Source organism: Ewingella sp. AOP9-I1-14 (genome assembly GCF_052375995.1).
Lineage (GTDB): Bacteria > Pseudomonadota > Gammaproteobacteria > Enterobacterales > Enterobacteriaceae > Ewingella > Ewingella allii.
Map to the genome: position 1 here is coordinate 221,883 of NZ_JBQSVA010000006.1, position 12,744 is coordinate 234,626.

Consider the following 12,744-nt stretch of genomic DNA (forward strand, 5'->3'; position numbering starts at 1 on the left):
TGCTCTGCAAAAAGTCGCATATTGCCGTTGTATGCCTAGATATCCACCGGCCCTTCATCACTGATGAGGCTGAGTTTTCCGGTACGGGCGAACAAGCCGATTTTTTTCCCGGCCAGCAGGGTGGTGTTCTCCATAGAGCCCGTACTGATATCACCGCCAGCATTCATCACGATGTTTCTCGCCGCAGTGAATTTCAGGGCGTGCATAATTAAATCCATCAGCGGGACACCTTCCAGGGGGAGTGCAGAGCACAGCCAGTTAACACATGTAGCAAACAGGGGTTATTGTCTAATGTATGAACAGCTCAGACAATGATTTTTTGATAAACATCCTGAAAATCAGAATATTGACGCAACTGGGGGGGGCAGTCTTTTCAGTGCCGGACGGATCAGACAATGACTGGATAAGGTCATATGTTGATGAATACACTGGGGGGAGAATAATAAGCACCGGCAGTTTGCCGCCTGTCAAACGTTGGTAGCGAGAACTGGAAGCAGGAATTCCTAAGACTGGATAGAAGAGTGGGATTGTGGGGGCTAGGTTCAGCACGACCAGAAATCCACCGGAGCCCAAAGCAAAAAACCAGCTGTTAAGCTGGTTTCTCTAAAGATGGTGCCGGACTCGGACTCGGACTCGGACTCGGACTCGGTGCGCTAGCGCCGATGAACAGCGCTTGCGCTGGCCCCGAAGGGGTGAGTCTCAGGATGAGACGAATAATCGAACGCAGTTCGATGGAGAGTCCAAACGCCAGAAAGCAAAAAACCAGCCATAGGCTGGTTTCTTTAAAGATGGTGCCCGGACTCGGAATCGAACCAAGGACACGGGGATTTTCAATCCCCTGCTCTACCGACTGAGCTATCCGGGCAACGGGGCGCATTAAACCGTATTGGGCCTACGTCGTCAACGGCTTTTTTGCGTAAGCGTTAATCGAATCATCCGAATGGTGTTTTTTAATCCAATCCGACTTGGTTCGCCGCCAAGGGTGTGAAAACTCTGGGTTAGCGCCTTAGGAAATTCAGTCAAATGAATAGCTTAAAAATGTTGCATTTTGAGAGGAATTTGGCGACTTATCCAGCTTGAAACAGGGGGGGAATAGTGACATTATTGCGCCGATTTCTACGCTAAGAACTTTCCTTTTTCGCGACAGCTCATGAGGGTTGCGGCATGACCGGTTTATCACATCGCGCTTCCTGCAAGCGTCACCCATCGCTGATGAACTCCTCCGGGCGTGGTGAACGTCGCGTTCGCCGTTTTTCTACTTCAGAAGTTCCTTCCATGCGGTAAGGCTACCTTGCTTGCTGTTAGGCATGATTAAAAACAGAGTGTTCTCTGGTTTTACTGATGTCTACCAGACGTGGCTGAGCCTGACCTTCGAACCGTAATCCCTTTGCCTGCTGGCATCGCACTCGCTCGACATCACGCTTACGCACACGTCACTTTGCCGGGCTGGATCTTTGCGTCTCGATGTAAGAACCCGCCCATTGCCGTGCCGATTGGCACACCCTCTTACTTAACCGTTTGAGAGTCCTATGAAACTTTTAAAACTTGCAGCAAGTGCCTCCGTGGCCCCTTACATTGAGTCGCACCGCGCGGTGGTGGATCTGCGCCGTGCTGACTACGCCGACGTGGCGGCCATTATTATCTCCGTGAGTGATTTGAACAGCGGCAAGCTGTCGGAGATAAATTCGCTGGGTTTTGGTATCCCGGCATTTGTTGCAGTGCAGGGGGCAGAGCAGGTTTCTCCTGATTATTTGTTGATGCTCAAAGGCGTGGTGACGCTGTCGGATGCCAATCAGGCGTTCTATGCGGCGCAGATTGAAGCCGCCGCGCAGGCTTATGAAGAGGCGCTTTTCCCGCCGTTCTTTGACACCTTAAAGAAGTACGTTGAGATGGAAAACGCCACCTTTGCCTGCCCAGGGCATCAGGGCGGTGAGTTTTTCCGTCGCCATCCGGCGGGCCGCCAGTTTTATGACTTTTTTGGCGCGAATATTTTCCGTTCCGACATGTGCAACGCTGATGTGAAGCTGGGCGACCTGCTGATCCACGAGGGTTCAGCCAAAGATGCCCAGAAATATGCCGCCAAGGTATTCAGCGCGGATAAAACCTATTTTGTGCTCAATGGCACCTCGGCGGCCAATAAAGTGGTCACCAACGCGCTGCTGACCCGCGATGATTTGGTGCTTTTCGACCGCAACAACCATAAGTCCAACCACCACGGCGCGCTGCTACAGGCCGGAGCAACGCCGGTTTATTTGGAGACCGCGCGTAACCCGTTTGGCTTTATTGGCGGCATCGACGCAGCCTGTTTCGACGAGTCCTATCTGCGTAAACAGATTCAGGCCGTCGCTCCGCAGCGTGCCAATGAGAAGCGCCCGTTCCGTTTGGCGATCATTCAGCTTGGCACCTATGACGGCACGATTTACAACGCCCGCCAGGTGGTGGATAAGATTGGCCATCTGTGTGATTACATCCTTTTTGACTCGGCGTGGGTCGGCTACGAGCAGTTCATTCCGATGATGGAGCAGTGCTCGCCGCTGCTGCTGAATTTGAATGAAAATGATCCGGGCATCATCGTGACCCAGTCGGTACACAAGCAACAGGCCGGATTCTCCCAGACCTCGCAAATCCACAAAAAAGATAACCATATCAAGGGGCAGAAGCGTCATTGCAGCCATAAAAAGCTGAACAATGCGTTTATGATGCACGCCTCGACCAGCCCGTTCTATCCGCTGTTTGCCGCGCTGGACGTCAACGCGCGTATTCACGCCGGCGGCAGTGGCAAGCATATGTGGATGGAGTGTGTGAAGCTGGGGATTGAGACGCGCAAAATGCTGCTCGACCAGTGTTCAATGATCCTGCCGTTCGTGCCGCCGGTGATTGACGGCAAGCCTTGGCAGCATCATGAAACCGAGAAAATGGCCAATGATGTGCGTTTCTTTGACTTCGTGCCAGGAGAAAACTGGCATGCGTTTGAAGGTTACGCCGAAAAGCAGTATTTCGTCGATCCTTGCAAACTGCTGTTGACCACACCGGGCATTGACGCTGCCAGCGGCAAATACACCGAGTTCGGCATTCCGGCCACTATTTTGGCTAACTATCTGCGCGAGAACGGCATTGTGCCGGAGAAGTGCGACCTCAACTCGATTCTGTTCCTGCTGACTCCGGCGGAAACCCCGGCCAAGATGCAGCTGCTGGTGGATGAGATCGCGCGCTTTGAGCGTTATATTGAAGAGGATGCCTTGCTGAGCGAAGTGCTGCCGACGGTGTATCGCAAAAACGAAGAGCGCTATCGCGACTACACCATTCGCCAGCTGTGTCAGGAAATGCACAACCTTTATGTCAGTTTTGATGTGAAAGAACTGCAAAAGGAGATGTTCCGTGAGGCCAGTTTCCCGAAAGTGGTAATGAACGCCCAGGACGCGCACAGCGAATTTATTCGCGATAACGTCGAGCTGGTGCCAATTGGCCAAGCAGAAGGGCGCATTGCTGCCGAAGGTGCGTTGCCGTATCCACCGGGCGTGCTGTGCGTCGTTCCCGGCGAAATTTGGGGCGGGGCGGTGCAGCGTTACTTTATGGCGCTAGAGGAAGGAATCAACCAGCTGCCGGGCTTCTCGCCTGAGTTACAGGGCGTTTATATCGAGAAGAAACCGGTGGGTTGGAAGCGCATCATGGGGTATGTGATTGCCAAATAAACACTCTTTTTAGATACACAGCGTGAGCGCGGCTAGGATAATAGCCGCGCTTTTTTATTGATATCTATAAGTGCTAGTTATTAGTTGATTGTTTAATTGCTGTTATTTCTATTGTTTACTGCTGTTTATTATTTCATTTTATTTTAGTTGATGGTTTTATTTCTTACCCCGTTCCCATCATGTTGCATTTAATTTATCATTGCTATAGTTTGCGAAAACTAAGTGCCAGTTCAGGACGAATGCAGGGTTGTTGAGTTTTATGTGTCGTTCCTTTTATTTAAATTACTTTTCAAATTAACAATCTATTGCATTAGATATTCTAATGAATAAGTCGAAGGATGCCCGACTTTTATCAATCCATAATAATGAGTTAATCAAATTACATAACTATTTTTTTACTTTTCGATATCAATGGACATGAAATGGAAAAAATTAAAAATATACAATTAATTACCGCCTTAATTGCAGCAATGTCAGTCAGTGGTTGTCAGATCACTCCCGGCTCTAAACTCTCCACCTCAGATAAAAATGTTATTAAATCCGCCGGACCTATTGAGGACATAAATAAGTTAGTGGATGTCTATCCCATTACGCCCAAGCTGGTGGATACATTACGGCGCTCGCCCGTGTCAGCTAAATCCAATAATCAATTGGATGATGAGGTAAAGAATTACGAGTATGAGATTGGTGTGGGGGATGTCCTGATGGTGACCGTTTGGGATCATCCTGAATTGACCACGCCGGCAGGACAATATCGTAGTGCTGGCGATACGGGGAATTGGGTGCATTCCGACGGGACGATTTTTTACCCTTACATCGGTAATGTGCATGTGCAGGGAAAAACGGTTTCTCAGGTTCGCAATCTAGTCACTCGCAAACTCGCCCAATTTATTACGTCGCCGCAAGTCGATGTGAGCGTTGCCATTTTCCGGTCACAAAAAGTGCATGTCACGGGTGAGGTCAATCGCAGCGGACAGCAACCTATTACCAACGTGCCCCTCACGGTGGTCGATGCCATTAATCAGGCTGGCGGAATAAGTGAACATGCTGACTGGAATAATGTTGTATTAACTCGCCAAGGGAAAGAGCAGGTCATTTCATTATATGAGTTGTTTAACAAAGGGAATTTAAGCCAAAACTATTTATTATTGAATGGGGATATTTTATATATCCCGCGTAACGATAATTTAAAAGTGTTTGTGATGGGGGAGGTGAAAAAGCAAACTACATTAAAAATGGACCGCAGCGGAATGACATTGACCGAGGCGTTAGGAAACGCTGAGGGCATTGACCAAATGACCAGCGATGCCAAGGGGATTTTTGTTATTCGCTCCCATCGCGGACAAGGTGAAAAGATTGCCTCTATTTATCAATTGGATGCGCGAGACGCCACTTCACTTATTTTAGGAACGGAATTCGTACTCCAGCCCTATGATATTGTGTATGTCACCACTGCACCAATTAGCCGTTGGAATAGAGTTATTAGTCAATTAGTCCCAACCATAACCGGTATCCATAGCATGACAGAATCGATCCGCTGGGTGGGAACTTGGAAAAATTAAATTTAAAAACTATTCTGGTGGTCTGCGTTGGTAATATTTGTCGCTCGCCGATTGGGGAGCAGTTATTACAAGATTTCCTCCCTGACCATTCGATTCGCTCTGCGGGGCTGAGTGCTCTAGTCGGTTATGATATTGACCCTATCATGGCTGAAAGCGCAATTCGGCACGGTATCAATTTAAAGAGTCATTCTGCTCGCCAGCTGACACAGGAGTTGTGTCGGGATTGCGACTTAATACTGGTAATGGAAAAACAACATATCTCTCAGCTTGCTCATATTGCACCAGCAGCTCAGGGGAAAACGTTACTGTTTGGTCACTGGAGTGATCAAATGGATATATGTGACCCTTTCCGTCGAGCGCAAAGCTTATATGACGATGTTGTATTGCAGCTGCGGCGCTGTGCTCAACAGTGGCGTAATGCTTTAACAATGGCCGAAAAATGAATGCCAAAGGAATAAATATGCTTGCTAAAGGCGTACCGCATCAGGATGTGCACCAAGAAAACGACATTGATTTGCGCTATTTGCTAGGGGTATTAATTGACGCTAAGAAGATGCTGATAGGCATTACGCTAACAGGTTTTCTATTGGGTTTTCTCTGTGTATGGAGCATGCCTACCGTCTATAAGGCTGATGCTTTGATTCAACTCGATAAAAGCACCGGCAGTAGCTTACTTAATGGGATATTTGATTTTGCCAATGGCCATGCGTCGCTTGCAACCACAGAAATTACCTTAATAAAGTCTCGTTCGATATTAGGCAATACGGTATCAGTGCTTGCGCTGGATAATGTGGTGCGAGAGAAGAAATGGCCACTCATCGGCGGGTTATTTCCCCAGCCCACCACGCGCCTCAAGGTGCCATTATTTACCCCACCCGAGAAGATGCAGGGCAAACCTTTTACGCTGACGCTATTGGACTCTGGCCGGTTTCATTTGCAAGGAGAAGGGGTCTCTGCCGAAGGGGAGGTTGGCAAAGAATTAACCTTGCCGGATCTGCGCATTCTGGTTCAGGCCGTTGATGCGCCAGTCGGCTCAATCTTCATCATAAATAAAATCAGTCAATTTGCGGCAATGGAGGCGATCAATAAAAACCTGACCGTTGCCGAAACATCCAAGGACAGTGGCGTTTTGCGCCTGAGCTTGTCGGGGACGGATAAGGTATTAATCCGTCAAATCGTCGATGAGCTGAGTGTCGCCTATCTGAAACAAAATATCGGTCGTAAGTCAGAATCCGCCAGTAAAAGTCTAGCGTTTTTGCAGCAGCAGCTTCCCAAAATAGAGTCGCAGTTGGAAAAAAGTGAAGCCAGCCTCAGGCATTACAGGCAGCTAAACGAATCTATTGATTTACCTATGGAGGCTCGTGGCATCTTGGAGGCAGAAGTCGCGATAACCACGCAATTGAACGGTCTGACTTTCGAAGAAGCCGAACTCTCAAAACGCTACACCAAAGCGCACCCGGTGTATCGCGCACTGGCTGAAAAGAGAAAGACGTTATCGGCGAGTAGAGCCGCGCTGGAGTCAAAAATTAACGGCATGCCGAAAACGCAGCAGGATATCTTGCGATTAACGCGCGATGTGCAAACGGCGCAAGAAATGCATTCTTTGTTAACTAGCAAACAACGAGAAATGGAGATTAAGAAGGTCAGCACCGTAGGGAATGTCCATATCATCGACTCTGCTCAGACATTACCTAACCCCGTGGGGCCGAATAAACCGATGTTGCTAGTGCTTGCGCTGATGTGCAGCGCATTTCTGGCATTAGGTGTCGTACTGTTGAGAAACGCCTTGAAACGCGGCATCAGTTCCTCCCATGAACTCGAGTTGCTGGGTTTAAAAGTGTATAGCAGCCTGCCTCATTCCAAGCACCAAAGCGTCACGAGATTATTTAAGGCGAAAAAAAATCTACCGCGAAAACATAGTTTATTGGCTATAGAAAATCCCGATGACTTGGCAGTAGAAGCGATCAGAAGTTTGCGCACCGGTCTCTACTTTCTACTCAAAGAGGCCAACAATAAGATCCTGATGGTGGTTGGGCCTACCAGTGGAGTGGGTAAAAGCTTCGTGATTAGCAATTTGGCCGTGGTGCTTGCCCAGTCGAACTTACGTGTCTTATTGGTTGATTGCGACATGCGCAAAGGTTGCTTACACCTTCCCTTTAAGTTGAAAGAGCATCGGGGGTTGGCGGAGCTACTCTCAGGACAGAAAAAGATTGCGGAGTGTCTCTACAAAACCTGTCTTCCGCAGCTTGACTTGGTTCCTCGTGGCATCGCACCCTCGAATCCGTCTGAGCTACTGTTGACGCCGCGCTTTGGCGAATTCTGCGATTGGGCGACTAAAAACTATGATGTGGTCTTATTTGATACTCCGCCGATCCTCGCCGTCAGCGATGCTGCGATTATCAGTAAATATGCCGGCACCAGCTTAATGGTGGCTCGCTTTGAAATGACATCCGCTAAGGAAGTTGAACTGGCTATGCAGCGTTTTGAGCAGCAGGGACACACCATCACCGGCGTGGTGCTCAACTCGGTCGAGCCACGGGTGGCGCAATTTTATCAGTATGGTCATTTTGAGAATTACCAATACAAATCTGATACCCACTAAGCACAAAAAACGGAGGCCAAAGGCCTCCGTTTTCTTTCATGCCAACTAGCACCAGGCTAATCCACCCGGCGATAGCTCTTCTGCGTGGTATTAACCTTATACAGATAGCGGCGTGACTCGCCTGATGGGTGTTTGGTGGTCAGCGTGGTGTAAACGTCACCCGGCTCCATGCTGTTGATGATGCTAAACGCACGGTTTTTATCGCTGGAGAAGACGCGCAACACGCTGCCCGCGCCGCCGTTGTAGGCGGTGATCACAGCATAACGTTTGGAGGTTGGGTTGGTGATATTACCCAAGTAGACGTTTTGCAGCATCGCCAGATAGGCAGTACCGGTGTTGATGTTGTTTTGTGGATCAAACAGATAGCTGCGACTTGGTTTGCCCCATTTGCCCTCTGATTTGAACACGTCAACGCCCGCAGTGTGCTGAACAACCTGCATTAAGCCCAGTGCATCAGCATGACTCACGGCATATGGGTTGAATGCGGATTCAGTTTGCATAATGGCGAGGATTAGCGACTGGTCTACGCCGTACTTGGCGGAGGCTTCTCGCACCATTGGCAGGTATTTATGTGCACGTTTGTTCAGGTGGTTTGGCACCATCTGAATAGTAACGGAATAGATGATGTGTAGCCCCGACTGGCGGCGCTGCAGCTTGTTCTGTACCAGATAATCGGCAAAATTAGACGCCCGACCCTGCCAGCGGATTGGCTGCCCGGTGTTGTCCAAAACCTGACCGTAAAGCATCGGCTCTTTACTGATCTGAATATCGTTGGCGTCGGAATAGAGGTCTACATTGCCCGGATCATCGCCTACCAGCAAGGTGCTGATAATCGCCTGATGAAGGTTAGCGGTCGGGTTAGTTCCGGCAATGGTTTCAATAGTGATGGTACCCGCATCAAAGTTGATGTGGCTACGGGTGTAATATTGATCGCTGTATTTTACGTAGTCTTTAGGACCGGCGATAAGGACTTCATTCAGCCCCCAGATATTCTCGATATTGTGAGCAAATTGGCCCATCAAAATATCGAAGCCATTGGTATCCTTGACGTAAGCTTCATTGAACTGGTCTTTTTTGCTCGAGCAGGAGATCAGGAGCGGGGCGATGACCAACAGCGCTAAAATTTTCTTCATCTTCAAAGCCGTATCGTGATGAAAGATGTCAGGCGGTTAATTTCGCGAAATAACGGCCTGACGGGGTTTCTAAATGGAGTGTTATCGACGGCAATTATTTTGACGGCGGCGTATAGCCTTCGATATGCACGTCCTGCCCTTCAAACAGGAAATTCACCATTTCCTGTTCCAGCAATTTGCGGTCATCGGGATTCATCATGCTGAGTTTTTTCTCATTAATTAGCATGGTTTGTTTGCTCATCCACTGTGACCAGGCTTCTTTAGAAATCTCATTGAAAATGCGTTTACCCAGTTCGCCCGGATAAAGCTGGAAGTCCTGACCTTCCGCATCACGTTTTAGAAAGGTACAAAAAATCGTTCTGCTCATGCTGATTCCTTATCGATCATGCTGTTGGGCGACTCTTTCGCCAACTGCGTTAACAAACGCTCTACCGGCGCGGCGAGCCCAACGGATTGTGGTTGCGCTAAGTTATACCAGAGACCCGCACCTTCATCCATGCAACCCGGCACTGAGCGCAGATTTAGCCACATTGGAACGATATCCAGATGGAAATGGCTGAAAGTGTGACGAAAAGCTACCTGCTGCTGCAACTGATTAAGGGTAACACCGTATTTATGCAGGCCACTTTCCAGCTCTTCTTCACTGGCAAATTGTGGGAAACAGAACAAACCGCCCCACAGGCCAACCGGCGGGCGCTGCTCCAGCCACACATTGTCTTTATGTTGAATCATCAACATAAAGGCCGTTTTCTCTGGCAGGGTCTTTTTCGGTTTTTTGCCGGGATATTTCGCCCAGCTGTTGTGTACGTATGACTCACACTGGGTATTTAGCGGGCACAGCTCGCATTTTGGTTTGGAACGCGTGCAAACCATCGCCCCCAAATCCATCATCGCTTGGTTAAATTGCTCAACACCCTTGGCTGGCGTGACCTCTTCGGCGATGGCCCATAAACGGTTTTCGACCTTTTTCTCACCCGGCCAGCCTTCGATGGCGTAACAGCGCGACAGCACGCGTTTGACGTTGCCGTCAAGAATCGGGTGGTGCTGGCCCAGTGAGAGAGACAGCACGGCTCCGGCAGTCGAACGGCCGATTCCCGGCAGTGCATTCACGGCCTCAAAATCGGTGGGGAACACGCCACCGTGCTCGCTGGCGATGGTCTGAGCGGCTTTATGCAAGTTGCGGGCGCGGGCGTAATAGCCCAGCCCGGTCCACAAATGCAGAACCTCATCCTGTGGCGCGGCGGCGAGATCGCTGACGGTCGGGAAACGCGCCATAAAGCGTTCAAAATAGGGGATCACCGTCGCAACCTGTGTTTGTTGCAACATCACCTCGGAGAGCCATACTTTGTAAGGCGTTTTTTCGAGCTGCCACGGTAATGTTTTGCGGCCAAAGCGCTGGTACCATTCGAGTACCGCTGGCGCGAACTGGTTCTGCGCTTGCTTCATAAATGAGTGATGGGTCCGGCAGGATAAATTCAGGGCGGGATCACATCACAGAGTCTGGTGGGTGTAAACCGGAAGTTTCCGACCTGTTTCTGGCCGCAACGCTTGCTTATCACCCCTAGGTTTGGATAATGCGCCATTACTGAATTTGTTGCCCAACCGCGCACTGCTTAAAGAGCACTGCCCAATAGAGTGAAAGCCCTATGAAAAACGACGTCATTTCACCGGAGTTCGATGAGAACGGTCGCGCCATGCGCCGTATTCGCAGTTTTGTCCGCCGCCAGGGCCGCCTGACTAAAGGCCAGCAACACGCGCTCGACAATATCTGGCCGGTAATGGGCGTTGAATATCAGGCAGAAGTTCTGGATATCGATGCGCTGTTTGGCCGCGCCGCGCCAACCGTGTTAGAAATCGGTTTCGGCATGGGTACCTCTCTGGTCACCATGGCGCAGCAAAATCCTGAGCAGAACTTTATCGGCATTGAAGTCCACTCACCGGGCGTGGGCGCATGTTTGATGACGGCTCAGGAAGAAGGGGTCAGCAACCTGCGCGTGATGTGTCACGACGCGGTTGAAGTGCTGGAAAAGATGATCCCGAATGGCTCACTGGACATGGTGCAGCTATTCTTTCCTGACCCATGGCACAAAGCGCGTCATAATAAGCGCCGTATCGTGCAGCCAGCCTTCGTTGAGCTGCTGCGTAGCAAATTAAAAGTCGGGGGCGTATTCCACATGGCGACCGACTGGGAGCCGTACGCTGAACATATGCTTGAGGTGATGACCAGCCTTGAAGACTGGAAAAACCTGTCGCAAGACAACAACTATGTTCCGCGTCCAGAATCGCGCCCGGTAACCAAGTTCGAAATGCGTGGCCAGCGTTTAGGCCACGGCGTATGGGATCTGATGTTTGAGAGGAAGCAATAATGGCCACGAATCGTAGTCGTCGTTTACGTAAAAAGTTACACATTGCCGAGTTCCAGGAACTGGGCTTCTCAGTAAAATGGCGTTTCGCGGAAGGCACCCCGGTTGAAACTATCGATGAGCAGCTTGATGCGTTCATCGAAGGCGTTATCGAGCCAAACAAGCTGGCGTTTGACGGCAGCGGCTACCTGCAGTGGGAAGGTTTGATCTGCCTGCAGGAAATCGGTCACTGCACCGACGAGCACCGCGCACAGGTTAAAAAATGGTTGGAAGACCATAAAATGGAAGATGTAGAAGTTTCCGACCTGTTCGATATCTGGTGGGATTGATTCTGTCGTCATCCTTCGCGCGACATCTGCTGCCTTGATGCAGCGCGAATGTTTTTGGCAGAATGAATAACGGAATTATTAAAGGTGCCTTCGGGGCACCTTTGTCATATCTGGAGTCGAGACGTTGGTAACCGAATTAGATAACCGTTTACTGGAAGATATTCTTGAGCAAGTCCGCCCGCTGATTGGTCGCGGCAAAGTGGCGGATTACATTCCGGCGCTGGCTGAAGTCAATCCTGACAATCTCGGTATTGCGGTCTGTACCACGTCTGGAGAGACGTTCAGCGCTGGCGACGCCAACGAGCGTTTTTCCATTCAGTCGATTTCCAAAGTATTAAGCCTGACGCTGGCGCTGACGCGCTATCAGGAGAGTGAAATCTGGCAGCGCGTCGGCAAAGAGCCGTCGGGCCAGCCGTTTAACTCCTTAGTTCAGCTTGAGCTGGAGCAGGGCAAGCCGCGCAATCCCTTTATCAATCCCGGCGCGCTGGTGGTGTGCGATTTACTGCAAACTCGCCTCGCCGCTCCTAAGCAACGCATGCTCGAAGTGGTCCGTCAATTGGCCGGACAGCCAGATCTCAACTACGATCGACACGTGGCGCGTTCGGAATTTGATAATTCCGACCGTAACGCAGCCATTGCCTATTTAATGAAATCTTTCGGTAATTTCGAAAACGACGTCATTACCGTGCTTCACACCTATTTTCATTATTGTGCGCTGCGCATGAGCTGTGTCGAACTGGCACGAACCTTTGCTTATTTGGCGAATAAGGGCCAGCCGCTCGACAGCGACGAGCCGCTGATTGACGCGCGACAGGCCAGACAAATCAATGCGTTAATGGTGACGAGCGGCATGTACGACGGCGCGGGGGAGTTTGCCTATCGCGTGGGGATGCCTGGCAAGTCTGGCGTCGGCGGCGGTATCATCGCCATCGTCCCAGGGGAGATGTGCATTGCAGTTTGGTCACCCGAACTTGATGCCGCAGGGAACTCTTTGGCCGGAACCGCTGCCTTAGAGAAACTGGCGCAACGAATTGGCCGTTCGATTTTTTAATTGTTTGCTGTT

The 12,744-nt window shown here is 50.1% G+C and carries 11 protein-coding genes and 1 tRNA gene; 7 read left to right on the plus strand and 5 right to left on the minus strand.

The annotated features are described in order from the left end of the window. Positions 1-35: 35 nt before the first annotated feature. Both ACT3RT_RS17235 and ACT3RT_RS17240 read right to left on the minus strand, forming a co-directional pair. The gene (locus ACT3RT_RS17235; protein ID WP_485902505.1) at positions 36-218 is read right to left on the minus strand and encodes a DUF2345 domain-containing protein; all 183 of its coding nucleotides are present in this window, start codon (positions 216-218) and stop codon (positions 36-38) included. A 571-nt stretch (positions 219-789) separates the two neighbouring features. After that, positions 790-865: transfer RNA gene (locus ACT3RT_RS17240), tRNA-Phe, on the minus strand. Between the two features lie 664 nt (positions 866-1,529). Here ACT3RT_RS17240 and speF point away from each other — a divergent pair. The 4 genes from speF (at position 1,530) to ACT3RT_RS17260 (ending at position 7,856) form a co-directional block, all read left to right on the plus strand. Further along, positions 1,530-3,692 carry an ornithine decarboxylase SpeF gene (gene speF, locus ACT3RT_RS17245; protein WP_496203404.1) on the plus strand — a complete coding sequence of 721 codons (2,163 nt, stop codon included), beginning with the start codon at positions 1,530-1,532 and terminating at the stop codon, positions 3,690-3,692. 422 nt (positions 3,693-4,114) lie between these two features. Then, positions 4,115-5,254, plus strand: coding sequence for a polysaccharide export protein (locus ACT3RT_RS17250; RefSeq protein ID WP_353503387.1), 1,140 nt, complete (start codon positions 4,115-4,117; stop codon positions 5,252-5,254). Next, positions 5,242-5,697 carry an arsenate reductase/protein-tyrosine-phosphatase family protein gene (locus ACT3RT_RS17255; protein WP_496203405.1) on the plus strand — a complete coding sequence of 152 codons (456 nt, stop codon included), beginning with the start codon at positions 5,242-5,244 and terminating at the stop codon, positions 5,695-5,697. The genes ACT3RT_RS17250 and ACT3RT_RS17255 overlap by 13 nt, the downstream gene beginning before the upstream one ends. A 17-nt stretch (positions 5,698-5,714) precedes the next feature. Continuing rightward, positions 5,715-7,856 carry a polysaccharide biosynthesis tyrosine autokinase gene (locus tag ACT3RT_RS17260; RefSeq protein WP_496203406.1) on the plus strand — a complete coding sequence of 714 codons (2,142 nt, stop codon included), beginning with the start codon at positions 5,715-5,717 and terminating at the stop codon, positions 7,854-7,856. Between the two features lie 56 nt (positions 7,857-7,912). Here the strand turns inward: ACT3RT_RS17260 and mltC are convergent, their stop codons facing one another. The 3 genes from mltC to mutY form a co-directional block, all read right to left on the minus strand. Next, entirely contained in the window at positions 7,913-8,989 is a 1,077-nt protein-coding gene (gene mltC, locus ACT3RT_RS17265) for a membrane-bound lytic murein transglycosylase MltC (protein ID WP_496203407.1), read from the minus strand. 94 nt (positions 8,990-9,083) lie between these two features. Further along, positions 9,084-9,356 carry an oxidative damage protection protein gene (locus ACT3RT_RS17270; RefSeq protein WP_034793128.1) on the minus strand — a complete coding sequence of 91 codons (273 nt, stop codon included), beginning with the start codon at positions 9,354-9,356 and terminating at the stop codon, positions 9,084-9,086. Further along, the gene (mutY, locus tag ACT3RT_RS17275; protein WP_485902514.1) at positions 9,353-10,435 is read right to left on the minus strand and encodes an A/G-specific adenine glycosylase; all 1,083 of its coding nucleotides are present in this window, start codon (positions 10,433-10,435) and stop codon (positions 9,353-9,355) included. The genes ACT3RT_RS17270 and mutY overlap by 4 nt, the downstream gene beginning before the upstream one ends. A 200-nt stretch (positions 10,436-10,635) precedes the next feature. On the opposite strand from mutY, the gene trmB reads away from it, so the two are divergent. The 3 genes from trmB (at position 10,636) to glsB (ending at position 12,732) form a co-directional block, all read left to right on the plus strand. Next, complete coding sequence (gene trmB / locus ACT3RT_RS17280) at positions 10,636-11,355, plus strand: tRNA (guanosine(46)-N7)-methyltransferase TrmB (protein ID WP_353503382.1); 720 nt, start codon at positions 10,636-10,638, stop codon at positions 11,353-11,355. Beyond that, entirely contained in the window at positions 11,355-11,681 is a 327-nt protein-coding gene (locus tag ACT3RT_RS17285) for a YggL family protein (RefSeq protein ID WP_353503381.1), read from the plus strand. Before trmB ends, ACT3RT_RS17285 begins: the two co-directional genes overlap by 1 nt. Before the next feature lie 124 nt (positions 11,682-11,805). After that, complete coding sequence (glsB, locus tag ACT3RT_RS17290) at positions 11,806-12,732, plus strand: glutaminase B (RefSeq protein WP_353503380.1); 927 nt, start codon at positions 11,806-11,808, stop codon at positions 12,730-12,732. Positions 12,733-12,744: the final 12 nt, after the last annotated feature.

Bases quoted from the DNA above. Each gene is read 5' to 3' on its own strand.
- ACT3RT_RS17235 (WP_485902505.1), bottom strand. From the start codon at position 218: ATGGATTTAATTATGCACGCCCTGAAATTCACTGCGGCGAGAAACATC.
- speF (WP_496203404.1), top strand. From the start codon at position 1,530: ATGAAACTTTTAAAACTTGCAGCAAGTGCCTCCGTGGCCCCTTACATT.
- ACT3RT_RS17250 (WP_353503387.1), top strand. From the start codon at position 4,115: ATGGAAAAAATTAAAAATATACAATTAATTACCGCCTTAATTGCAGCA.
- ACT3RT_RS17260 (WP_496203406.1), top strand. From the start codon at position 5,715: ATGCTTGCTAAAGGCGTACCGCATCAGGATGTGCACCAAGAAAACGAC.
- mltC (WP_496203407.1), bottom strand. From the start codon at position 8,989: ATGAAGAAAATTTTAGCGCTGTTGGTCATCGCCCCGCTCCTGATCTCC.
- ACT3RT_RS17270 (WP_034793128.1), bottom strand. From the start codon at position 9,356: ATGAGCAGAACGATTTTTTGTACCTTTCTAAAACGTGATGCGGAAGGT.
- mutY (WP_485902514.1), bottom strand. From the start codon at position 10,435: ATGAAGCAAGCGCAGAACCAGTTCGCGCCAGCGGTACTCGAATGGTAC.
- trmB (WP_353503382.1), top strand. From the start codon at position 10,636: ATGAAAAACGACGTCATTTCACCGGAGTTCGATGAGAACGGTCGCGCC.
- ACT3RT_RS17285 (WP_353503381.1), top strand. From the start codon at position 11,355: ATGGCCACGAATCGTAGTCGTCGTTTACGTAAAAAGTTACACATTGCC.